Below are 23112 nucleotides of genomic sequence, written 5' to 3'. Positions count from 1 at the left end.
TCCCAACCGGGAGGGGCCGCGGATTCGGCGAATCCGCGGCCTAGCTTGGGGATATCTCCAGGATGATTGCCCACGGATTGGACCAGAAAGATGTATCAGCTTCCCCCGCTCGGATTCGGTGCTATCGGAGGTGCCGCGCTCGCCGCAACGGGCGGAACGGCCACTTGGCTCACCATCGGCATCACCCTCACGATGATGTGCCTGGTCGTTGGGGGACTGCTGCTGCTCCGAGAGGCGCGGAGCCGGAGGTTCTTTGCGCAGCCTACCGTTTCCCCCTTGGTGCGGGGAGACGGTTCCGGGTTTCTTTCCTGATGGCCCGCGCTGTTCATCAAGAGACGACGTTCGGTAGCGATGACCCTGTGGAACTGATACAGCCAACAGAACCGGGCAGGAATCGGCGGTCCCCAGCCTCGGAACGCCGTGTCGCCCGGGACGAGAAGTTCCCGCGTTTTGGGAGAGCTCTACACGTGAGTTGTGCGCTGCTTTTTGCCGCCCTGGGCTTGCTTATCCTGATGCAGGAGTCAACGATACGGGTAGGGGAAGCCCGTCTGGCGAGGATGATCCTGGACCGCTTTTTTGCGGAGGACACGATGTTCGTCACCAGTGCGGGAAGTCCTGCGATCGGATTCACCTTTGGTGAGGAATGGTTGGTGGCCCGAGTGACCATCCAGTGCGCGATCGCGCTGTACCTGGGGCCGGTGGCGTTTCTCGCCGCAGCGCTCTCGCTCAGTCCACGTACTCACCTCCTTCGCGTGCTCGGAGCCACCGTGGTCGGGATGTTCGCGATGATCATCCTGAACCAGCTCCGGCTGCTGGCGATTTGCCATGCCTGGGGCACCGGCGGGCACGCCGCATTCGGGTGGGTGCACGGTCCGTTTGGGACCGCATTCATGCTGCTGGGGCTGACCGGTGTGCTGCTGCTGTTCTTCCGCATCGTAATGCGCCAGCCCTCAGCCGGATAAGCCTCAGAGAGACGCGCGCTCACCTCAACTGTTCCAGCCTGATTCATCAGGACCACAGAACCGGGCTAGGCCACACAGTGGGGCCCACATCAGAAAGGCATGCACATGCAGAAAGTTTGGAAGGGACTGACCGTGATTGTCACGATCGGTGCGCTGACCGCGGTGGGAAGTGGCGCGGTTTACGCGGCATTCCTTGCGGAGGAAGCGGGGCCGCTGCACTCGAAGCAGGAGCAGAGCTCCGAGGTTTCGACTACCCCGAAACTCGGTGGGATCCGGAGCGGGGTGACTCCCTACGAAGACCCCATTGTCAAAATGTCGTTCACGAGCCCGGCTCTCAACAGCAACGTGGCCTCGGAGAACCAGGTCTTTACCGGCAAGGGATATCCGGGTGCCAAGCTCGTTCTGAAGACCATCGACGATCTCGTGCTCTACGAGGGCATGGTCGAGCCAGACGGAACCTGGTCGGCGAAGGTTCCGAAAATGGCCCTGGGTATTATCCGAATAAACGTGGTCAACTATGTCAACAATAAGAGCTACACGCTGACCCCCGAGTGGTTCAATGTGGTCAAGGTCTACAAGAACTCGCTGAACACCCCCGCCAAGGGGGCGACAACGATCACGGGAACGGCGAACCCGTACGCAACCGTCATTGTGTATGCCCAGGACGGCACCAAAATCAGCGAGGCGCGGGCCACCGTGGACGGTGACTGGTCGCTGAAGGCTCCGGCCTCGACGGGTACGTACTACCCGACGTATAACGGGACCCGTGGGGACGACTTCTCCTACAAGGCTGCCGATCGGGAGTTTGTGGTGGCGTCTCCGGCGGTTGGCAGTGATCTGTCACCGAAGAGCCAGGTGTTCTCCGGTACGGGAACGCCCGGGTCGACCTATGTCCTGAAGAATGCCGCGGGAACGCAGTTGCACAGCGGGACGGTTGCGGCAAACGGGTCTTGGTCGGCGACGCTGACCGGGCTGGCTGAGGGCACGCTGAAGCTCACGGTAGTCAACACGATCGATGGCACCGTGAAGACAGTTGACGGCGGTCAGTTCACGGTGTTGAAGGATCATAAGAACTCGCTGAATACTCCGGCCAAGGGTGCGACGACGATCACGGGCACCGGGATTCCGGGCGAGACCGTGGCGATTCTGAGTGCTTCCGGGTCGAAGGTCAGTGAGGTGAAAGTTGCTGCGGACGGCTCATGGTCGCTCAAGGCTCCGGCCTCGACGGGTACGTACTACCCGACGTATAACGGGACCCGTGGGGACGACTTCTCCTACAAGGCTGCCGATCGGGAGTTTGTGGTGGCGTCTCCGGCGGTTGGCAGTGATCTGTCACCGAAGAGCCAGGTGTTCTCCGGTACGGGAACGCCCGGGTCGACATATGTCCTGAAGAATGCCGCGGGAACGCAGTTGCACAGCGGGACGGTTGCGGCAAACGGGTCTTGGTCGGCGACGCTGACCGGGCTGGCTGAGGGCACGCTGAAGCTCACGGTAGTCAACACGATCGATGGCACCGTGAAGACAGTTGACGGCGGTCAGTTCACGGTGTTGAAGGATCATAAGAACTCGCTGAATACTCCGGCCAAGGGTGCGACGACGATCACGGGCACCGGGATTCCGGGCGAGACCGTGGCGATTCTGAGTGCTTCCGGGTCGAAGGTCAGTGAGGTGAAAGTTGCTGCGGACGGCTCATGGTCGCTCAAGGCTCCGGCCTCGACGGGTACGTACTACCCGACGTATAACGGGACCCGTGGGGACGACTTCTCCTACACGGCTGCGGATGCGGCGTTTGTGCTGGACACTCCGTCGAAGGGGAGCACCCTGAACGCGAAGGATCAGGTGTTCGCTGGGACGGGTGAGCCCGGCTCGACCTATGAGCTGACGAACGCATCGGGCACGGTGCTACATCGTGGAACGGTTGCTTCGAACGGGAACTGGTACGCGAAGGTTGCTTCGCTGCCGGAGGGCTCGTTGAAGCTGACGATGCTGAACACGATTGACGGGAAGACCTCCTCGATCGATGGCGGCAGCTTCACCGTGCGGGCGGCGTACAAGAACTCGCTGAATACTCCGGCCAAGGGTGCGACGACGATCACGGGCACCGGGATTCCGGGCGAGACCGTGGCGATTCTGAGTGCTTCCGGGTCGAAGGTCAGTGAGGTGAAAGTTGCTGCGGACGGCTCATGGTCGCTCACGGCTCCGACCTCGACGGGTACGTACTACCCGACGTATAACGGGACCCGTGGGGACGACTTCTCCTACAAGGCTGCCGATCGGGAGTTTGTGGTGGCGTCTCCGGCGGTTGGCAGTGATCTGTCACCGAAGAGCCAGGTGTTCTCCGGTACGGGAACGCCCGGGTCGACCTATGTCCTGAAGAATGCCGCGGGAACGCAGTTGCACAGCGGGACGGTTGCGGCAAACGGGTCTTGGTCGGCGACGCTGACCGGGCTGGCTGAGGGCACGCTGAAGCTCACGGTAGTCAACACGATCGATGGCACCGTGAAGACAGTTGACGGCGGTCAGTTCACGGTGTTGAAGGATCATAAGAACTCGCTGAATACTCCGGCCAAGGGTGCGACGACGATCACGGGCACCGGGACACCGGGCGAGACCGTGGCGATTCTGAGTGCTTCCGGGTCGAAGGTCAGTGAGGTGAAAGTTGCTGCGGACGGCTCATGGTCGCTCAAGGCTCCGACCTCGACGGGTACGTACTACCCGACGTATAACGGGACCCGTGGGGACAACTTCACCTACACCGAGGCCGATCCGGTGCTGACGTTCGAGCATCTGACGCCCAAGGTGGGCAGTGATATCTCCGAGTCGGATCAGACGTTCACTGGGCGGGGGACTCCAGGCGCGACCTACAGTCTGCGTGACAGCCGCAACGTGGTCTTGGCCAGGGGCACGGTCTCCGGAAACGGGAACTGGTCTGCGACCGCTACCACGCTGCCAGTGGGTACGCTGAAGCTCACTGTGCTGATGACGCTGAGCGGGGCAACCCAGTCCTACGAAGTGGGCAACTTCACGGTGTTGAAGGATCATAAGAACTCGCTGAATACTCCGGCCAAGGGTGCGACGACGATCACGGGCACCGGGACACCGGGCGAGACCGTGGCGATTCTGAGTGCTTCCGGGTCGAAGGTCAGTGAGGTGAAAGTTGCTGCGGACGGCTCATGGTCGCTCAAGGCTCCGACCTCGACGGGTACGTACTACCCGACGTATAACGGGACCCGTGGGGACAACTTCTCCTACACCGAGGCCGATCCGGTGCTCGCGTTCGAGCTGCTGACGCCGCAGGCCGGCAGTACCCTGTCCGAGCTGAAGCAGGCCTTCACCGGAACGGGAACTCCGGGTGCGGAGTACACGCTGCGGGACGGCAGGAATGTGATTGTTGCCAGCGGAACGATCCCCGCCAGTGGCACCTGGTCAGTGACGGCCGATGACCTTCCGGTAGGCGCTCTGACTCTCACCGCGCAGATGACGCTTCGGGGTGAGACTCACACTGAGGGTCTCGGTTCATTCACAGTGGCCAAGGACTACCCGAACTCTCTGAACACTCCGGCGAAGGGCGACGAATCGATCACCGGAACTGGCACTCCCGGGGAAATCGTCTCACTACACGCCGCAAACGGATCCAAAGTGAGCGAGTCCACGGTGGCACCTGACGGTTCCTGGTCACTCACCGCACCGGCTGAATCGGGATCTTACTACCCGAGCTACGGGGGCGAGCGCGGAGAGGACTTCGGCTACGAGGTCGCCGACCCGGTGTACGAGTTCGGCCTGCTGACCCCCTCGGCCGGCAGCGAAATTTCGATGGAGAATCAGGAGTTCACCGGAACCGCGACTCCCGGTTCTACGGTGGTGCTCAAGGATGGAAACGGCAACGTTCTCTATGAAGGTAAGGCTGACGAGGCTGGCAATTGGTCCGGCACCGTTCCGAAGCTCCCCGAAGGTCCGCTACACCTCACCATCGACAACACCTTAGAGGGGGTCACTACCACCATAGATGGAGGGGAGTTCCTCGCCGTCGCGGAAGGGAACGGCGAGGACACTCCCGTCCTCAGTCCCGCGATCGCCGGAGGGTATGGCCTGCTGCTCGCGGCAGGAACCGCTCTGGGGTTGCGCCGGAATCGGAGTTCCAAGGGTTAGGCCGTCGGGGCTGAACACTCGCTGATCTCCCCGCTCTCACCTCGCACCGCAGTCACGGGTCGATCGCCTCACCGCGACCGGCACGCGACTGCGGTGTTCCGGCTTCCCAGCGAGGCAGAGACTCTCCATAGGGAAAGTGGGCCGGCGCGACGCACGCGACGAGGCCGGCCTACGTACGATGCCCGGGAACCGCACGCACGCTCAGCGCTCCAGCTCGCATCCGTGCGTGAGCGCCGCGTATTGCGCCGCGCTGAGACCTAGCGTGAATACCGGAATGATGTGGCCGACCCCGCCTCACTGCCCGCACTCCTCGCCCAAACTCTTCAAGGAACCGCTCCCATGATTGTTTTTCTCGCTACCACGGCAACCGTCGTGATCTGCGTCTCATTTGCGTATCTCTGGGTGTTGTTTTTCGCCGGGTTGCGGACTATCAAACAGTCCGGGGCGACGCTTTCGACGCTGCGTGGTGCGCGCTACGAAGAACCGTTCCGAGACGAACCGGGGACCTTTCACACCTATTTTCTGATCCCGTGCTTGAACGAGGAACGGGTGATCGGGGCGACGGCGCGGGCCCTCGCCGGTTCCCCAAACGCCACCACGATCGTGATTGATGACGCCTCTGATGATCGGACTGCCGAGGTGGCCCGGGAACGCGGCGGCAGCAGTCTGCTGGTCCTCGCGCGCACGCTCCCCAATGCCAGGATCGGGAAGGGTGAAGCGCTCAACGACGCGGTGCGACTGGTCCGGGAGCTGGTCGCCTCACGGGGGCAGGACGTGGATCGGGTGCTGGTCGCGGTGATGGACGCTGATGGTCGTCTTTCCGACGGTGCGATGTCTCACATTCTGCCTCTCTTCGACGAGGAACGCGTGGGCGCGATCCAGCTCGCCGTTCGGATTCGGAACCGCGACTCCTTTCTCACCCGGTACCAAGACTTCCACTTCTGGTCGACCACGGCGGTCACTCAGCTCGGACGCGTGCAAACCGGAACCGTTTCGCTCGGAGGCAACGGTCAGTTCAGCCGGCTGTCCGCGCTGAACGACGCCGGAGAAAAACCCTGGTCGAAGTCGCTGACCGAGGATCTTGACTTGGCCGTGACCCTGGCTCTGGTCGGCTGGGAACTCTCGAGTACCCCGCACGCCGCGGTAGAGCAACAAGGCGTGGAGACGATTTCCGCGCTGTTCCGGCAGCGGCGCCGCTGGTTCCAAGGACACATGGCGATGGCCTCGCGACTCCCGGAGATCTGGAACAATCAACGACTGACGCACAAGCGCGCGCTAGAGCTGTCCGCTTATATCCTGACCCCGTGGGTCACGATCCTGCCATGGTCGATCCTGTTCCACTGGGCAATTGTTGGGATGATCGTTGACGGCGGAGCGTTTTTTGCCTTTGTCACGAGCTCGCTGACCCTGCTGATTGGCGTTGTGCTCTGGTACCTGATGACGCTCGGCCCCGTCTTTGTGAGCGCATGGGTGTACTACCAGCGGGACGAGCAGCGAGAGTTCTGGGTGTCTCTGCTGCACGCACACTGTTTTCCGCTCATCAACTATCTTGCCTTCGCCGCGGTGTGGAGCGCGCTCGCTCGGATACTAAAGGGCCAGCACAGTTGGGAAAAAACGCAACGCGTGGACGAGGGTCTCCTCTCAAATGTCTTGGGTGACGCCGTCGACGACGCCGTCGACGACGCCGTGGGCGGGGCTGCCCAGTGACCCGGGGGGTGAGGAATGCCCAGCCCGGCCGGCAATGGGAAGCTGGGCTGAGTGAGCTCGAGGCTCTGTTCGGGGAGCCGCTCTCAGAGTTCACCCCTGAAGCGGGCACAGAGCCGAGCCCTGCACCTGTCGCGGGGGGAGCTCACGGGTCCCGCCCGAGCCAGCCGAAGTGCTCGAAGCGCCCAGGTGACCCAGAAAGTTCAGACTGCGTAGATGGCTCAGGCGAGACCGGCGGCGCCCCGGGGCGGCAACTCGGGCGGCACGGCGACCGCGTCGCAGCCGCCCAGGGCAGAAGCACGCAGCGCACCGAACTCAGCCAGACCCGGAACCCCTGCTCCTCGCAGCCTCCTACTATCCCGCGGTGGACGGGATGCGTGCGGTGGCAATCCTGAGCGTGCTTCTATTTCACACCGGCCTGTACAGCAACGGGCTGTTCGGCGTGGACCTGTTTTTCCTCCTCTCCGGTTTTCTGATCACGCTGACAATGCTGCGCGAGTACCATCGCACTGGGATCGTGCACCTTGGCCGGTTTTACTCCAGAAGAGCAAAGCGGCTTCTTCCCCTGCTCGCGCTGACCCTCGGGGCCACGCTCCTCGCAGTGTATATCTGGGGGAGCCGGGCGGAACTCACTCGGTTTGGGGAGCAGGCGCTCGCTTCCCTCGTTTACCTGACGAACTGGGAACAGATTGCCTCGGGACAGGAATACTGGGACGGTTTTGGCGCGCTCAACCCGCTGGGGCACATGTGGTCGCTCGCGATTACCGAGCAGTTTTATCTGGTGTGGCCGGTCCTGCTGCTCAGTGTCCTGCTGCTGGGGCGTATGCTGTCTCGGCGGGGCAGCGGCGGGCTCCGGTGGCAACGCTCACCCATCAGCGCTCTGCTCGTGCTGCTCGTTGGGGGAATAGGAGCGATTGTTGCCGCAGCACAACCCGCGCTCCGCTTTGACGGCACAAACGCGGACCGCATGTACCTCGGTACCGACACCCACACGGTCGGACTTTTCGTCGGCGCGGTCATGGCGGCGATCAGCTATCTGCTCCTGCAGTATTCGGGGAAGAACGGCCAGCGTGCCCGAACCGGCGCTGGGGTGGTTTGGGGTCGCGTGATTACGTGGGTGCTCATGAGCACGCTCTCCCTGGCAGCGCTGCTCGGAATCATCATCCTTTCAGTGCGGGCGACGTCCTACGAAGAGCCTTGGTTGTATCGTTTCGGCTTCACCGCGGTGGCGCTGCTCGGCGGTATCCTGGTGCTCACGCTCACGTGCCGACGCAATCTGATCAGCCGCTTGTTTGCGTGGCCCCCGCTCGTGGAAACCGGGAAAATTTCTTACACGCTCTTCCTGGTGCACCTGCCTGTGTACTGGACGATTCAGGCCGTGGATCCCACCGTGTCTCCGGCGGACATTGCCATTCTGGGCATCCCCCTCTCGCTGGGCTTGGCGAGCGGTCTCCACCACTTGGTTGGGGAGCCGATTCGGCTCCGCCACTGGGCACGCCGAGGAACGGCGTTGTTTACCGGGTTGATGGTGACCGTGACCGCCGCGGTGCTGGTGGTCCCGGAGCTGGTACAGCGAACCCCGGAGGGGCACGGGGAGACCCGGGTGTTGACCCTGGGGGACTCACTCGCCAACGACCTCGCATCGGCCTTGTCTCGGAACGCCTCTGCCGCCTTTACTGTGACGGACGGCGGCATCCCCGGCTGCGGTATATCGGGCAGTAGCGCCCAGCGTACCCGCGCGGGCATTGAGCAGCCCTCTCCCCGGGGCTGTCTCCCTTGGCAGGAGCGCTGGCGGGAGGAAATCCGGTCAACCCGGCCCAGCATAATCGTGGTGCACATCGCCTGGGACGCCGTCGAGCAGGAGATTGACGGGGTTTGGACGGATCTCACTGACCCGGGATTTGCAGACCGCTATCGGAGTGCCCTGGAGGAGGCCATCGAAGTGACAGCGATGCCGGGAACTCGGGTACTGCTGGCCAACGCTCGACTGCACAACGGCATCCTGAGTCCGGAACAGGGACTGGCCTTCAACCGGATCTTGGCGGCGGTGCTGCGGGATCACCCAGGGATCGAACTCCTGGATCTCCAGGGGCAACTCTGCAGCGACGAGGAGTGTGGCACCCAAACTGAGGAGGGCGAGGACCGGTACTTGGACGACCGAGTGCATTTCTCCCCCGCTGGAAAACGCGAGATTGCCCCCTGGCTGAGCCAGGAACTGTTGCGGGCTCCGGCTGGTGAGGGCAGCGACGACTGAGTGCGCCGGGGGCCTGCGCGGACTTCCACCCGAGGGTAGAAGTCCGCGATTTCCTCGAACTATTCCTCGGGATCTCGCTGTGACCAGGAGTTGGACTCGCGTTGCGCCCGTCTGTCGTCACTGACACTCCCGATGGATAGTGTCGACGTCACAGGAACCATCCTCCGGAAAAAGCCACTGGGGCACGCACGGCAAGACCACGCCACACCGCATCTCTCGATCCGCTGCATCCTCGTCGCCCATCTTTCGGTAAAGTCTTCCGGGCACGACTCGCAGCCGAGCAGGCGCTCTCGCCGGAGTCGACCATCTTCCACAAGAGAAGACGTGAGCCTTTCAAACCACACAATGTGCGGCCCACGTTCCGTGATTTGCTTCTTGACGCTGGCTTGCAAGAATCCGGACAACCCTCCGCTGGTGCCGCCCGACCTGAGCGACCGTCATCACCGGTGGGTTCAGTGCTGAATCTGTTGGGGTCTGGTGCTCTTTGAGGAGACTGATTGACCTGATCCACGGTTTGGTTTCCACTTGTCACCAGAACGTACATCTGACCCCAACGGCTGGTAGGGCGTGCACGCCTGCAACAAGGCTGCACCGGACCTAGACTGATGCAGTGCTGAAGAACCGTCGAAAACTGTCGTTCACGCTCACCGGCCGATCGGCGACCCTGACGAGGTCGAGGCTGCGATCTGATCGCTTCGAGCTGAGTGTTGACGGAATCGCGCAGTCCATCGTCTCGCTGGCTGACCCCACCAAACTCGCATACCCATACACCCGCCATATCGCCAGGGCGATCGACGCGGCGGCCCCATCCGGCTCTCGCCTCCGTTTCGTGCATCTCGGAGCTGGCGCGCTCACGCTCGCGCGCTATGTCGAAGCAACCCGCGCCGGCTCGCCTCAATTGGTCGTTGAGTTCGAGCCTGAACTGTACGCCGAGATGCTCGAGGCGCTCCCGCTGCCGCAGGGGAACGATGTGCGCGTGATTTTCGGTGACGCTCGCGACGTCGCGGACACTGCTCTTCCCGATAGTTCTCTGCGGTCGCTTCAGGAGGCTGCGGTGGCAACCGCGTCGCCAGTGGCCTCACGGGGCGGTGCGCCGGCTGCTGTCGTGCGCACCGCCGTCGCGGCCGAGTGGGCCGAAGCTCAGTTTACGATTGTGGATCTCTGGGACGCCGCCGTGATTCACCGGCGCGTTGCCAGCCGAGAGTTCTTCGCTCGGGTCGCGGAGCGTTCCGCTGCAGACGGGATCGTTGTGGTGAATCTGCTCGACGGCCACCCGTTTGAATACGCGCGTCGACAGGCGGCTACTTTGGCCACCGTCTTCGCCCAGGTTGCCGTTGTGCTCGATGCGGATCCGAATGACGCAGACGGGCCTCTCGGCAACGTCCTCATCTTCGCGAGCGATGCGCCCCTCGACATCGTGGCGCACCCCGATGTGCTGGGCGTGCCGGGCCCGAACCTCCTCCACGACACCGAACTCGCTTCATGGATCGGCGCCGCCCGCGTCATGACCGACAGCGACGGGACCGACTCTCCCGACCCGAACGACCCTCGCTGGGGGTAAACGCGCAGGAGTGAGATGAGTGGCCACCAAGCGGCCCACGTGGGTGGTGGCATCGTTGACATGAAGCTGATCTCGCATGATCTGGGTAGGCGCATCATCGGCAGCGCGCTCGTCCGAGCACCTGCCCCAGGGGAGCCTCGGCCGTGTGCACGCTGAGGTGAGCCGTCGAACGTGTTCGTCTGAGCGCTCGGCTCGCTCCAGGACGGTGGATAACTCTGCGTCCCACTGCCACAGCAGGATCGTGAGCGCCGCACACAGTCCTGTCAGCAGTGGGGTGCGGCGTCGCACCCCGTCTAAAGCGCCGGCCAGGTCCCAGTCACTTCGCCTGGCAGCGGCCTCCCTCACGGCGAGGCTCGCCCCGGCCCGGAAACTCCGGCGTGGCGAGAAGCACATCGCAGCGGTCGTCGAACTCGTCACCGGTGCCGAGCAACGGGGCCGGGCAACGGTGCGCTCGCGATCGTGTCGATCCGCCCGTGGATCCTGAGCGGCGACAACAGGCGCTGCATCAATGCGAACAGGGGAGCACGCACGAGGACTGTCGCCTCGGCCACGAGTCTGGGCAGCATCGCGAGCTCGCGTTCGCGGCGCATCTCAGGTGCAGTTGGAATGAACACTCTCCCCGGGTCGCGGTTCTCAGATGGAACTCTGCTCCAGCGTGCTGCGCTACTCAGATACGCAGTGGGCCTAAGATCTGGGACCCGACGTGACAGATGTCACCCTTTGGCGTGACGTGGCGACACTACCCGCATCGTCCTGAGCCCGATGTACTGAGGTGACAATACACGGGCTGACCTTACAGCCGCACCGGAAACGAGCACTATGCGGAAACCCCTCAAGATCACCCTGACGGTAATCGGAATCATCGTGGCGCTGCCAATTGCGCTCCTCAGCACCACCGCAATCGTGAATGCCGTGGCGACGAAAGCCGAATTGGAGGCGATCACACCCTACGGCACGCTCATCCCGGTTGCCGGGAAACAGATGAATGTTGTCGACACCGGCGTTCGCGAGGGGGATGCCACCGACTCCGAGACGATTGTCCTGTTGCCTGGGCTGGGTACGGCCGCGCCTGCGCTCGATTTTGCGCCGCTGATCTCGGAACTCGAAGACACCCATCGCGTGATCGCGATCGAACCGTTCGGTACCGGACTGAGCGATCAGACCGACGTGCCCCGCACTGCGGAGAACATCACGCGCGAGCTCCACGAGGCCCTGCAGCAGCTGGGAATCGAGCGCTACGTGCTGATGGGGCATTCGATCGCGGGAATCTACGCGCTTGAGTACAGCCGGGTATTTCCGGATGAACTCATCGCATTTGTCGGCATCGATAGCAGTGTGCCAGACCAGCCGGGGTGGGACGAACCTGTTCCAACGAGCGGGCTTGCTGAGCTTCGCGACCTCGGGATACTGCGCGCGTTGACTGCCCTGTCGGGGGACGCGAACACCGCGCTGCCCCACGATGAGAAGACGAAGGAGCAAATGCGGCTGCTCACTACGAAGAACTCGGTTGAGAGCACGCTGCTCGACGAAGTCACCCGTTCGAGCGAGAACTTTGCGAACGTCAGTGGTGAGTCCTTTCCTGCAGATCTGCCGCTCCTCCTCTTTGTCGCCGACGACGCGAGTGGCGACGATGTAGCTGGCTGGCTGGAGCTCCACGAGCGTCAAGCGGCGAGCGTGGCTCACGGGCAGGTGGTTTCCCTCGCGGGCGAGCACTATCTGCACTACACCCAGTCCGTCCGTATCGCGAGCGAAACTGCGGAGTTCCTGGCGGCCCTCGCGACGCGCTGAGCTTGAGTGGGTGCGGGGTGCGAGTTGTTGCGGGCTACGGGCTGCGTGCTGCGGGGTTTGGGCGGCGGTGTCTGTGCTCCGGGATGGCCTTCGCACCCACTGAGCGGCCTGCTTTGCGGGGTCGCGCGTGGGCCACTTCGTTGATGGGTCGAAAACTGGGGCTTCAGCGAGGGGAAGGCCCAAAATTCGACCCATGAACGCGGGTGCGGCGAGAGTGACAGGGGAGAGGCCCGCTCCGCTGGAATGCGGAGTGCCGGCACCTTGGGGAGCAAGGGAGCTCCGGTCACTCCAGCACTCAGGGGAACCGCCTGAGCGCCCCAGGAGCCCCTCATCCCGTCAGCGGCCGCGTGCGCACCAGCTGACCAGCCACCATCGCTGCGAGTGCGATGGCAAATCCTATGAGCTGGACGAGCGTGAGTGCCTCTGCAGCGAGGGCGGAACCCAGGATCGCCGCGACGAGCGGTGACAGGAGCCCCAGGAGTGCCGTGGAGGTCACGGGCAGTTTCCGGATCCCGGAGAACCAGATCGTGTAGCTCAGGAGTGCGCCGACGAGCCCGAGCCAGAGGTAGCCTCCGAAGGCTGCAGGGTCCAACTCAGCAGGAACGCCATCGATGAGGAGCGCGGGGAGGAGGAGCACGAGGCCGGCCGCGGTGAGCTGCCACCCGGCAAGCGCAATGGCTGAGACGCCCTCGGGTCGTCCCCATTTCTTCGTCAGGACTACGCCGACGCCCATCGAGACTGCGCCGCCGAGTCCGGCGAGGATCCCGATCAGATCGAGTCCTGCGCCTGGCCCGAGCACGACGAGGGCGACGCCGAGCATGCCCGCAACTCCCCAGCCGAGCCGCCAGGGTGAGAGTCGCTCGTGCAAGAGCGCGACGGCGAGGAAGGACACCACAATGGGTTGGGCTGCGCCGAGTGTCGCCGCGACCCCGCCAGGGAGATGCTGCGCAGAGATGAAGAGCAGTGGGAAAAATGCGGCCATGTTCAGGGTGCCGAGCACGAGGCTCTTCCACCACCAGGATCCGCGCGGGAGCTGGCGCGCGATCAGCAGCGCAATGATCCCGGCGGGCAACGACCTCATGAGGGCTGCGAACAGGGGGTGCCCTTCGGGAAGGAAGCGCGTAGTCACAATGTAGGTCGTGCCCCAGATTGCCGGGGCGATCGCGGTCATGAGGATCCACGCCGCCTGGTGTGTTCCGCGCGCGGTCGGGAGAGCTGCTGTCGTTGTGGTCACACTGTGTAGTGTGAACTTCTTTGATTCATGAGTCCAACACATTGTTGTCATTTCACACATGAGCTGCAATCATGAGTGTGTGGAATTGCAGCAGATGCGATACGTCGTTGCGGTGGCGGAGGAGGGCAGCTTCACGCGTGCGGCTGAGCGCTGTCGTGTGGTGCAATCCGCACTCAGCCACCAGATCAAGTCTCTCGAGCGCGAACTGGGGGTGCAGTTGTTCGCGCGCACGAGCCGGCGAGTGGAGATCACGGCGGCGGGCACGGCCTTCCTCCTCGCCGCTCGGGCAAGTCTGGCAGCAGCGGATCGCGCGATCAACGATGCAGTGGCTACCACCGGCGAGATTCGCGGCACGCTCACGATCGGGATCATCCCCACAGTCACCGCGGTCGACTTGCCCGCTGCGCTTGGTGCCTTTCATCGCGCACATCCTGAGGTACGGATCCGGTTGCGCGGTGGAGCGAGCAATGATTTCATCACCGCCATTCGGCACGGGCATATGGACGTTGCCGTGCTGGGGCTCCCAGACTCCATGCCACCGCAGGGCGTGAGCTCGAGCGTGCTGGCACGGGAGCGCCTTGTCGCGGTGACCTCCTCCCAGCACGCGCTCGCGGAGAAAGCGAGTCTCAGCCTCTCGGAGCTGCGCGAGGAAAGGTTCGTCGATTTCCCTGAGAACTCTCCCGGCCGGATACCCTCAGACCTGGCGTTCCAAGCGGCAGGTGTCCACCGTGAAGTCGCGTTTGAAGCGATGGACACGAATCTGATCCTCAGTCTCGTCGCTCAGAACCTTGTTGTGGCGCTCTTGTCTCCTGCTGTGGTCCCCGGCAACAGTGCACTCCGCACGATCCCGATCGTCGATGGACCCACCCGGATCGAATACTTGGCATGGAGCGGCTTCAACCCATCGCCTGCGGCGCAAGCGTTTCGCGAGTATCTCATTCCCGAATAGCGGGTGGCTCACCCCCGGGGAGCACGCAACAGGCGAAGTGGACCCCAGCCCAAAGCCAGGCGGAGAAAGCGCTCGCGAGATTCAGGGCCTCCGCAGCACCAGTGCCCCAGCGCCCCGAGCCCTGCAGTGTCGCCGGGGAGATTAGCGTGCCAGCGACTCTGCTCCTGTTCTCGTTCTCGCACCCCGCCGGTGGGACGGACCATCACTCGCTGCACTGTCCCGAGCGCAGTGCGGGCTGAACCACCATCCGCGGGTCGAAGTCCCACGCGTTCCACCCGTGGGTGGTGGTCGCGCAATGTCCAGACCCCTAGCGTGAAAACAGGGGGCGGAACGCCCGCCCGTGTACGACGCCTCTGAGGAGAGCATCTGTGGACACCACCAGGGTCGATCCCACCACCAGCCCACCAGCGCAGTCACGGGAGCAGCGCTGGCTGCTCCAGGCGCGGGGTGCTGGGAAATCGTTCGGGGGTACGCGAGCTCTCATCGATGCAGCCGTGAGTATCGCGCCGGGTGAGTCCGTGGCGATCACCGGGCCGAGCGGATCTGGAAAGTCCACGCTGCTGCACGTGCTCGCCGGTATCCTTCCCGCCGAGCACGGTGGGGTCTTCCTGCGGCGCGGTGATGGCAGCGGCTCAGACAACCTGGTGGCCCTCTCAGACGCGGCACGATCGGCGATCCGGCTGCGGCGGTTCGGGTTCGTGTTCCAACAGGGGCTGCTGTTGCCCGAGCTCACCGCGACGGAGAACGTCGCGCTGCCGCTGCTGCTCGCGGGCGCCTCCCGCGCCGTGGCGAACACTCGCGCTGTGGCGGAGCTGCAGCGCTTGGGCCTCGCAGGCCTCGAAGCGCGCAGAATTGGGCAGCTCTCCGGGGGACAGGCGCAGCGTGTCGCGATTGCCCGAGCCCTCGTCGCTGATCCCAGCGTGATCTTCGCGGATGAACCGACTGGCGCGCTAGACTCACACACCGCCGAGGAGGTCCTTGAGGTGTTGCTCGCCACAGGGCCCGATGCGCACCGGGCACTCCTCATTGTCACGCATGACGCGCAAGTTGCCTCGAGGTGCGACCGGGTGATTCGCCTGCGCGACGGACGGATCGAGGGCGCGGCATGAATCCCCACGCCGCGTTGCTCCTCATCCGTCCCAGCCGGGCCTCGGCAAGGATTGCGGCGCTGCAGATCGTCGCGTCCTGCATCACCACTCTGCTGACGTTTGGCGTCGCAATGCTCGCATCGGCGTTCTGGACGGCCCGCACTGACGAGATTGGGTATCGGGCTCTCGCGTTCGGGCTCGTCGTGTTGCTGGTTGTGCCACTGATCACTCTCGGCGCCGCGTCAGCGCGTCTCGCTGTCCGCAGTAGGGACGCTCGCCTGGCGACGCTCAGGTTGCTCGGCGCGACCTCGCGGAGTGTGCGGCTACTCGCGCTCGCAGAGGTCGGGGTGATCGCCGCGCTCGGAGTGTTGGCCGGGACGGTGCTCGCGCTCGGGCTGCCGTTCGGGTTGTCGCTGCTCACGGTGCACGGAGCACCGTTGCGAGCATCAGAACTGTGGTTGCCCTGGGGAGTCTCGGCGTCGATCCCGCTCGCGCTCGTGGCGATCGCCGTGTTGAGTGCGCTGCTCGGGTTGCGCCGGGTCGTGCTCTCCCCACTGGGGGTGCGCACGCGGCAAGAGGCGCCCACGATGAGCTGGATCAGACTCGTGGTCGCCGTTGTCGTTGTGGGCGCAGCAGCGCTCGTCACCCATCTCGTATCGCCCGGGTGGGGTTTGGTCGTGCTGCTGGGAGCGCTCACCGCGGTCGTGCTCGCCGTGATGGGAGTGCTGGGACTGGTGGGGCCGTTCGTCGTCGCCCTCGTTGCGCGGTGGATCGTGGAGCGGACTTCTGATCCGGCATGGCTCATCGCTGCACGTGGTCTCCTCGAAGATCCGCGCGCCGCCTGGCGGAGCGTGTCCACGCTTGCGCTGACCACGTTTATCCTGATCCCGGCCGTCTCCCTGCTCGGGTATGTCGACACGATCAGCAGGAGCATTAGTCGCGAGGTGATGCGCCCAGATCAGCTGCTGTTGATCTCAGACGCCCGTGTACTGCTGCTCGCGCTCGCCGCAGTGTCGTTTCTCGTGGTCGCGTATCAGGCGGCGATGACCCAGACCGTTGAAGTCTTGGAGCACGAAGAGCTGTATGTTGCGCTCGACCGGATCGGTATGCGGCGGCAGGCGATCAACGTGATGCGGCGGCGTCGCGTGGCGGCCGCAGCGAGCGTCGCCGTCGTGGGCGCTACCGTCGCGTCAGTCGTGCTTGCGTTCCCCGTGGTCGCCACCGGGATCGCGACGGCACCGGTGTTCAGCGCGGCGATCCTGCTCGTACTCTGCGTCGGTCTGCTCGTGTGGATGGGGGGTCATGCTCACTGAACCGGTGCTGACAAGGGTGCTGGGTGCGCCGGGGCGGGGAGAATGACGCCACTGCTTGGCCGACACGCACGCAGCGCGTCTGCTGCGGCCAGCGGACTCTGGCTGGCCGCAGCAGACGCAGGATGAGGCCGCTCGCTACTTCACATCTCCGTCGACGAAAGCGCGCGCTACTTTCTCGGGATCCTTCTTTTCGATCTCGACCTCGCGATTCATCTGGATCAGATCCTCGGTGGTCAGCTTCGCAGAGACGGCGTTGAGTGCCTGAACCACGGTGTCTGATGCCTGATCCTCGCGCACGATCGGCACGATGTTCTCGGCGAGTGACATGTTGTTCGGATCTTCCAGTGAGACGAAATCGTTCTCCGCAATCGCCGGCTGCGTCGTGAACATCAGACCGACGTCGAGGTCGCCGTTCTTCAACCCGCCAACGGTGAGGGGGCCGCCCAGGTCGACTGACTTGAACTCCTTGAACACCACGTTGTAGAGGGTCTTGAGGCCGGGGATCCCCGCGCGGCGATCCTTTGTCTCGGGTGGCCCACCGAGCACCAGCTCTCCGGCAACGGGCTCAAGGTCGGCGATCGATTTCAGCTTGAATTTCTGTGCCGTCTCCGCGGTCACCACCAGGGTGTCCTTGTCTTCGGCAGGGCTCATCTCGAGCATGGTGAGTCCCTCAGGCAGGACCTCTCCGAGTGACTCGTAGACCTCCTCAGAAGCGAACACGTCATCAATCGACGGATCGAGGAAGGCCATCAGCGCGCCGCTGTACTCCGGGATCAGGTCGATCGAACCGTCTTCGAGCGCAGGCACGAAGACTTCGCGGCTGCCAATGTTGGGTTTGACGGTGGTTTCGATACCGGCGTCATTCAGCGCTGCCGCGTAGATGTGCGCCAGGATGACGTTTTCGGAGAAGTTTGCCGAGCCAATGGTGAGCGTCTCGCTCGAGCCGCCAGCGGGATCCTCGCCGCTGAGGGCATCCGGGCTGCTGCAGGCAGCGAGCGTGCCGACGAGGGCGAGTGCAGCGAGCCCCGCCGTGGCGGTAGTCAGTGTCCTTTTCATGATTCCTTTTCACGTGTGAGTATCAATTGGGTGGTGGTTTCGGGTGCCTTCTGCGCCGGCTTCGGCTTCCGGGTTCCGAAGGCGAGGAAGAGCAGGTCAATCGCGATCGCGAGCGCTGCGACCAGAATCGCGCCCACGGCCATCTGGCCGTAGTCGCGGAGCGCCAGGCCATCGAGGAGGAATCTGCCGAGCCCGCCGAGCGCGATGTACGCGGCGACGGTCGCGGTGGCCACGACCTGCAGGATCGCGGAGCGGAGCCCACCGAGCACGATCGGCATTGCGATCGGGAGCTCGACGGTGAGGAGGATCTGCCATTCCGGCATGCCCATACCTCGCGCGGCATCGACGACTGTGGGGGAGACGCCACGGATGCCGGCGTAGGTTGCAGTGAGGATCGGCGGAATTGCGAGGATCACGAGCACGATCACCGCGGGTAGGAAACCGAGTCCGAGGAGCAGCACCATGAGCGTGAGGAGCCCGAGTGTTGGCAGCGCGCGTGAGGCGTTCGCCACTCCGATCACGAGCCACGCACCGCGGCGGGTGTGGCCGATGATCGCGCCGAGCGGAAGTGCGATGGCGAGTGCGATCAGGATCACGATCGCCGTGTAGCCGAGATGCTCGAGCAAGCGCACTGGAATACCCTCTGGTCCTGACCAGTTCACCGGGTTCGAGAGGAACGCCCAAATCTGTGTGAAGATCATCGTGCTTCTCCCGCCCGAACCCAAGGCGTGGCCAGTCGCTCCAGCACGACGACCACCAGGTCAACGAGCAGCGCGAGCACCACGGTGAAGATGATGCCCCACACAATCGGCACGAGGTAGGAGCGCTGGAATCCCTCAGTGAACAGGTCGCCGAGGCCACCAACGCCGATGAGGGCGCCGACGCTGACGAGGCTGACGTTTGACACCGCTGCCACTCGAAGGTTCGCGGCAATCACTGGGATCGCCATCGGAAGCTCGATCTGGAACAACCGCCGGACAGGTCCCATGCCCATCGCTGCTGATGCCTGCATGGTCTCCTCTGGCACGGAGTGCAGCGCCTCAATGACTCCGCCAAACAGCAGTGCGAAGGTGTAGACCGTGAGTGCGATCACGATGTTCTGGGGATCTAAGATCTGGGTGCCGATGATCAGTGGGATGAAGATGAAGAGCGTCAGCGAGGGAATCGTGAACAGGACCCCGCTTGCGGTGAGGAGCACGCCGGAGATTCGCGGGCGGCGCGCCACGAGTGATCCAACGACGACTGCGAGGAGCAGTCCGATCACGGTGGCGGCGAGCGCGAGCGTTGCGTGCAATCCCGCGAGCTGTGCCACGCGAGCGGCGTTGTCAGCAAGCCACTGGATCATGCGTGTGCCCGAGTGAGGCCCGCCGCGACGAGCTCTTCAATGCCCACACTGCCGAGGGGGCGTCGCGCCTCATCGACGTGCACCGCGCGGCCAGAGGGGCTCATGAGTACGGCGTCTAGAATCACGCGCATCGAGTCACCGTTGCGGTAGACGGCTGCGGATCCGTAGGCCGATTCGAAGCGAGGGGGATCCTCTCTGCGCATCCATCCCAGCGTGCGGTCTGCGGCATCGCAGAGCACCACCCAGTCGCGGGGGTTGCCCGGCGTCGGTGCGTCATCCACTCGCACTGATGTGACCGGGGTGGCGACGAGAGCGGCGTCTCCGGCGAATGACAGCCCGCGGTATCCGCGATCGCGACCGACAAAGTCTGCGACGAACTGATTCGCCGGCTGGGTGAGGATCTTGGCTGGGGTGTCGAACTGGGCGAGCTGGCCACCCTTGGCGAAGACCGCGATACGATCTCCGACCTTCACCGCTTCATCGATGTCGTGGGTCACGAACACGATCGTGGTCCCCAGTTCGGCCCCGAGTCGCATGAACTCGTCCTGTAACTCGGTGCGCACGATGGGATCGAGTGCTGAGAAGGGCTCGTCCATGAGCAGCACTGAGGGCTCCGCGGCGAGCGCCCTGGCCACCCCGACGCGCTGCTGTTGTCCGCCTGAGAGCTGCGTGGGAAACTTGTTCGCGAACGACTCGTCAAGACCTACGGTGTGCATGAGTAGTCGCGCTCGCTCGGCGGCTTGTGCTTTGGGGACACCGTTGAGTCGCGGCACGGTCATGATGTTTTGCAGCACGGTGCGGTGTGGAAACAGGCCGGCGTTCTGGATCACGTAGCCGATGCTGCGCCGCAGCTCACCGGTGTTGATCTGGGCAGCGTCAGTGCCGTCGATCATGATCTGACCGGAGCTCGGCGCGATCATCCGATTGATCATCCTGAGGCTCGTGGTTTTGCCGCAGCCGCTGGGACCCACGAAGACCGTGGTCTTCCCGAATGGAATCTCTAAGTTGAGGCGCTCGACAGCGAGAGTGCCGTCCGGGTAGCGTTTCTCGACATTTCTGAACTCGATCATCAGCGGGAGCCTTTCTGTCGGGCGGAGCGGCCTATGAGCGTGGCCAGAAGTCGCGCGAGGGTGAGCGATGTGGTGTCGCGTATGTCGAGGCCGGGGAAGTGCTCAACGACGTCGATGGCTGCGAGCCGATGTCGATCGCCAAAAGCGCTGAGCAGTGTTTCGGCCTGGAGATAGCTGAGTCCGCCGGGGAGCGGGCAACTGGTGCCCGGGGCGATCGTCGGGTCGAGCCCATCTACGTCGAGGGTGATGAGCCAGGGGAGCGTCGTATCCATGGCTTCAAGCACCGTTTCGATGCCGTTTTGGTGCACGCTGGCGGCAGGGAAGAGGAGGTTTCCTGCTGCCACCGCGTCCGTGAGATCCTGTGGTGTCGCGCTGCCGGTGCCGCGTGCGCCCACTTGCACGATCTGCCCGATCCAGGGCATTTCGCGTATGCGTCGCACTGGGCTGGAGTAGCCGTCGTCGATTCCTCCGACGACGTCTGCGAAGTCGATGTGCGCGTCGATCTGGAGGACATTCACGCGTGGGGACGCAGCTTCGAATGCGCGCGCAAGCAGGATCGGGACACTGTCATCGCCCCCGAGCACGAGTGGCACGCCACCTCGAGAGACGATCCCTGCGAGGAAGGCGGTCGCGGCTCGTCCATTGCCGTCAATGTCGCGCGGGTCTCCGTCAAGATCACCGACATCGATGAGCGTGCAGCCTGTGTCCCCAAGCATTGTGCCGCCAAGCGCGAAGTCGTAGCGGTTCCCATGCTCGGCGAAGCGGGTGGCAGCGCGCTCTCTGAACTTGGCGGGCGCGTTCGCAGCGTCGGAGTGCACTCCGCTCATGCGGTAGGGCGAGCCGTAGGGGACGCCGACGACGACGAAGTCGGCGGGGGTGCCTGGCTCTGCGGGCGTGGCTCCGGGAAACGGTGGACAGGCTGGCCGGATCGCGCGCGTGGGGACGCTGATCATGACTGCCACCCGACTACGGCATTGATCCCGCTCGTCGGGAGGTAGGCCGCCGACTCCGGGACGCCGGCGGTGAGATGCCGGATCACGCCAATGGCGGGATCGTTTTCGAAGCAGATCGCCGCGCGCTGCGCTGACAATTCGGAGCCATCGAGCACCACGGTCATGCCGGCGGAGGCGGAGCCGCCAATGACGCCAGCATTCTGGTGCACCGCGACGAGGTCGGCGCCGCCGGCAACGTTGAGCATGGCATTCAGATAGGGCCAGTCTGCGATGGCATCGGAGCCATCGGGCATGAGCTCGGTCTCCCTGGTGGGATAGGCGCATGAGCCTGAATCGAGGTGATCGCGGGTGATCGCAACGGGCCCGGCCAGCTCCCCAGACGCGACCAACTCGTTGATGCGCGCTGCCATCAGCGCGCGCTGTCCGTGACCGAGCCAGCAGATGCGCGCGGGGAGCCCCTCGACGGGCGTTTCGCCGCCGGCTTTCTCGAGCCACGTTGCGAGTTTCTGGTCGGTGGGAAAGAGTGCGCGAGCTGCGGTGTCGAGGACATCCCGGTCAGCGAGTTCACCGCTCAGGCACACCCAGCGAAATGGGCCGCGACCGACGGCGAAGGAGGGGCGGATGAATTCGGGCACAAAGCCGGGAATGTCCATCGCGTGCGTGTGCCCAATGCGCTGAGCCGCCATGCGCAAGTCGTTGCCGTATTCGAAGACCACGGATCCGGCCTTCGCAAGCCCGAGCAGCGCGTCGACGTGCCGGGTGAGGGTGAGTGCTGAAAGCTCGCGATACCGCTCAGGGTCTGTGTCGCGAAGCACTGCGGCCGACGCAGCGTCGTGGCCGCTTGGCACGTACCCGCGCAGCAAATCGTGTGCACTCGTCTGGTCGGTGGCGAGGTCAGGGATACGGCCCTCGGCGAGGAGCCACTCGGCGACGTCTGCAGCGTTCGCCGCGACAGCGACCACCAGTGGAGTGTGCATTGCTGCTGCCTTGGCTGCCCGTTCCCAGGCGGCTGGGATTGACGCTGCGAGTTCGTCAACGGCCCCCGTGTCAATTCTGTCTCGGATCCGATCGGCGTCGACATCGGCAATGAGGGCCACCCCGCCGTTCATGCGTACGGCGCGGCCCTGGGCTTGGCCCATCCCGCCGATCCCGGCGGTGAAGACAATGCGACCCGTGAGGTCGCCCCCGAAGTGACGCTCGGCTGCTGCAGCGAACGTCTCGAATGTGCCCTGCACGATGCCCTGGCCGCCGATATACGCCCAGCTGCCAGCGGTGTATTGGCCGTGCATGGTGAGGCCAGCATCGCTCAGCGCGAAGAACTGCTCAGGGGTGGCAGCGCGCGGCACCACGTTTGCGTTGGCGATGAGCACCATGGGGGCGGCAACTGTGGTCCGCATCACGGCAATGGCGCGGCCCGACTGCACGATCAGTGACTCGTGCTCCTCAAGTTGTTTGAGCTCATCTACGATGCCGTGCAGACTCGGCCAATCGCGTGCGGCTTTGCCAATTCCGCCGTAGATGACGAGGTCTTCCTGGCGCTCGGCGTTGGCGAGAGTGTTCTCGAGCATGCGCAGGATCCCCTCCTGGCGCCACCCCTTGCAGCGCAGCTGCGATCCGGTAGCCGAGACAATACGGTTCATTCCAGAAACTCCCTTGTTTGCCATCTAATGAAACCATTAGTATTCA

17 protein-coding genes are annotated in these 23112 nt (G+C 64.0%); 9 read left to right on the top strand and 8 right to left on the bottom strand.

Annotated features, from left to right (window positions below):
* Positions 1–62: 62 nt before the first annotated feature.
* The 5 genes from xrtR (at position 63) to K1X41_RS02365 (ending at position 10630) form a co-directional block, all read left to right on the top strand.
* Entirely contained in the window at positions 63–962 is a 900-nt protein-coding gene (xrtR, locus tag K1X41_RS15910; protein ID WP_309478065.1) for an exosortase R, read from the top strand.
* 105 nt (positions 963–1067) lie between these two features.
* Positions 1068–5111 (top strand): Ig-like domain-containing protein, encoded by a 4044-nt coding sequence (locus K1X41_RS02380; protein WP_220175240.1) that lies wholly within the window; start codon positions 1068–1070, stop codon positions 5109–5111.
* A gap of 339 nt (positions 5112–5450) precedes the next feature.
* Positions 5451–6818 (top strand): glycosyltransferase, encoded by a 1368-nt coding sequence (locus tag K1X41_RS02375; protein ID WP_133616765.1) that lies wholly within the window; start codon positions 5451–5453, stop codon positions 6816–6818.
* Between the two features lie 370 nt (positions 6819–7188).
* A complete protein-coding gene (locus tag K1X41_RS02370; protein WP_258566712.1) occupies positions 7189–9069 on the top strand; it encodes an acyltransferase family protein in 1881 nt (626 codons plus the stop codon).
* 610 nt (positions 9070–9679) lie between these two features.
* Entirely contained in the window at positions 9680–10630 is a 951-nt protein-coding gene (locus K1X41_RS02365) for a spermidine synthase (RefSeq protein WP_220175238.1), read from the top strand.
* A gap of 413 nt (positions 10631–11043) precedes the next feature.
* On the opposite strand, the gene K1X41_RS02360 is transcribed toward K1X41_RS02365, so the two are convergent.
* Positions 11044–11244, bottom strand: coding sequence for a hypothetical protein (locus K1X41_RS02360; protein ID WP_133616762.1), 201 nt, complete (start codon positions 11242–11244; stop codon positions 11044–11046).
* Positions 11245–11449: 205 nt separating this feature from the next.
* Here K1X41_RS02360 and K1X41_RS02355 point away from each other — a divergent pair, with 205 nt between their 5' ends.
* A complete protein-coding gene (locus K1X41_RS02355; protein WP_220175237.1) occupies positions 11450–12418 on the top strand; it encodes an alpha/beta fold hydrolase in 969 nt (322 codons plus the stop codon).
* Between the two features lie 328 nt (positions 12419–12746).
* Here the strand turns inward: K1X41_RS02355 and K1X41_RS02350 are convergent, their stop codons facing one another.
* On the bottom strand, positions 12747–13652 hold the full coding sequence (locus tag K1X41_RS02350) for a DMT family transporter (protein ID WP_258566610.1): 906 nt from the start codon (positions 13650–13652) through the stop codon (positions 12747–12749).
* A 79-nt stretch (positions 13653–13731) separates the two neighbouring features.
* Between K1X41_RS02350 and K1X41_RS02345 the strand changes: the two genes are divergently transcribed.
* From K1X41_RS02345 to K1X41_RS02335, 3 genes are all read left to right on the top strand, one after another.
* Positions 13732–14601 carry a LysR family transcriptional regulator gene (locus K1X41_RS02345; RefSeq protein WP_220175236.1) on the top strand — a complete coding sequence of 290 codons (870 nt, stop codon included), beginning with the start codon at positions 13732–13734 and terminating at the stop codon, positions 14599–14601.
* Positions 14602–14969: 368 nt separating this feature from the next.
* Positions 14970–15710 (top strand): ABC transporter ATP-binding protein, encoded by a 741-nt coding sequence (locus tag K1X41_RS02340; protein ID WP_243736056.1) that lies wholly within the window; start codon positions 14970–14972, stop codon positions 15708–15710.
* Positions 15707–17002 (top strand): ABC transporter permease family protein, encoded by a 1296-nt coding sequence (locus K1X41_RS02335; protein WP_220175235.1) that lies wholly within the window; start codon positions 15707–15709, stop codon positions 17000–17002. The genes K1X41_RS02340 and K1X41_RS02335 overlap by 4 nt, the downstream gene beginning before the upstream one ends.
* A 135-nt stretch (positions 17003–17137) precedes the next feature.
* Here K1X41_RS02335 and K1X41_RS02330 read toward each other — a convergent pair whose 3' ends face one another.
* The 6 genes from K1X41_RS02330 to K1X41_RS02305 are packed head-to-tail and all read right to left on the bottom strand — an operon-like array spanning position 17138 to position 23066.
* A complete protein-coding gene (locus K1X41_RS02330) occupies positions 17138–18058 on the bottom strand; it encodes an ABC transporter substrate-binding protein (protein WP_132203633.1) in 921 nt (306 codons plus the stop codon).
* Positions 18055–18759, bottom strand: coding sequence for an ABC transporter permease (locus K1X41_RS02325; protein ID WP_132203631.1), 705 nt, complete (start codon positions 18757–18759; stop codon positions 18055–18057). The genes K1X41_RS02330 and K1X41_RS02325 overlap by 4 nt, the downstream gene beginning before the upstream one ends.
* Positions 18756–19403, bottom strand: coding sequence for an ABC transporter permease (locus K1X41_RS02320; RefSeq protein WP_132203629.1), 648 nt, complete (start codon positions 19401–19403; stop codon positions 18756–18758). Before K1X41_RS02320 ends, K1X41_RS02325 begins: the two co-directional genes overlap by 4 nt.
* The gene (locus K1X41_RS02315) at positions 19400–20473 is read right to left on the bottom strand and encodes an ABC transporter ATP-binding protein (RefSeq protein ID WP_166644299.1); all 1074 of its coding nucleotides are present in this window, start codon (positions 20471–20473) and stop codon (positions 19400–19402) included. The genes K1X41_RS02320 and K1X41_RS02315 overlap by 4 nt, the downstream gene beginning before the upstream one ends.
* Positions 20473–21426, bottom strand: coding sequence for an arginase family protein (locus tag K1X41_RS02310; RefSeq protein ID WP_133616757.1), 954 nt, complete (start codon positions 21424–21426; stop codon positions 20473–20475). The genes K1X41_RS02315 and K1X41_RS02310 overlap by 1 nt, the downstream gene beginning before the upstream one ends.
* Complete coding sequence (locus K1X41_RS02305) at positions 21423–23066, bottom strand: urocanate hydratase (protein WP_220175234.1); 1644 nt, start codon at positions 23064–23066, stop codon at positions 21423–21425. Before K1X41_RS02305 ends, K1X41_RS02310 begins: the two co-directional genes overlap by 4 nt.
* Between the last annotated feature and the right edge of the window lie 46 nt (positions 23067–23112).

The sequence above is a fragment of the Leucobacter luti genome, from assembly GCF_019464495.1.
GTDB classification, from domain to species: Bacteria; Actinomycetota; Actinomycetes; order Actinomycetales; family Microbacteriaceae; genus Leucobacter; species Leucobacter luti_A.
The sequence above is the reverse complement of the archived record's forward strand: the minus strand, read 5'-3'. Positions and strand labels throughout refer to the sequence as shown.

Coding starts and splice junctions, on each gene's coding strand:
- xrtR (WP_309478065.1), top strand. CDS start 63: ATGATTGCCCACGGATTGGACCAGAAAGATGTATCAGCTTCCCCCGCT.
- K1X41_RS02380 (WP_220175240.1), top strand. CDS start 1,068: ATGCAGAAAGTTTGGAAGGGACTGACCGTGATTGTCACGATCGGTGCG.
- K1X41_RS02375 (WP_133616765.1), top strand. CDS start 5,451: ATGATTGTTTTTCTCGCTACCACGGCAACCGTCGTGATCTGCGTCTCA.
- K1X41_RS02370 (WP_258566712.1), top strand. CDS start 7,189: ATGCGTGCGGTGGCAATCCTGAGCGTGCTTCTATTTCACACCGGCCTG.
- K1X41_RS02355 (WP_220175237.1), top strand. CDS start 11,450: ATGCGGAAACCCCTCAAGATCACCCTGACGGTAATCGGAATCATCGTG.
- K1X41_RS02335 (WP_220175235.1), top strand. CDS start 15,707: ATGAATCCCCACGCCGCGTTGCTCCTCATCCGTCCCAGCCGGGCCTCG.
- K1X41_RS02330 (WP_132203633.1), bottom strand. CDS start 18,058: ATGAAAAGGACACTGACTACCGCCACGGCGGGGCTCGCTGCACTCGCC.
- K1X41_RS02325 (WP_132203631.1), bottom strand. CDS start 18,759: ATGATCTTCACACAGATTTGGGCGTTCCTCTCGAACCCGGTGAACTGG.
- K1X41_RS02320 (WP_132203629.1), bottom strand. CDS start 19,403: ATGATCCAGTGGCTTGCTGACAACGCCGCTCGCGTGGCACAGCTCGCG.
- K1X41_RS02315 (WP_166644299.1), bottom strand. CDS start 20,473: ATGATCGAGTTCAGAAATGTCGAGAAACGCTACCCGGACGGCACTCTC.
- K1X41_RS02310 (WP_133616757.1), bottom strand. CDS start 21,426: ATGATCAGCGTCCCCACGCGCGCGATCCGGCCAGCCTGTCCACCGTTT.
- K1X41_RS02305 (WP_220175234.1), bottom strand. CDS start 23,066: ATGAACCGTATTGTCTCGGCTACCGGATCGCAGCTGCGCTGCAAGGGG.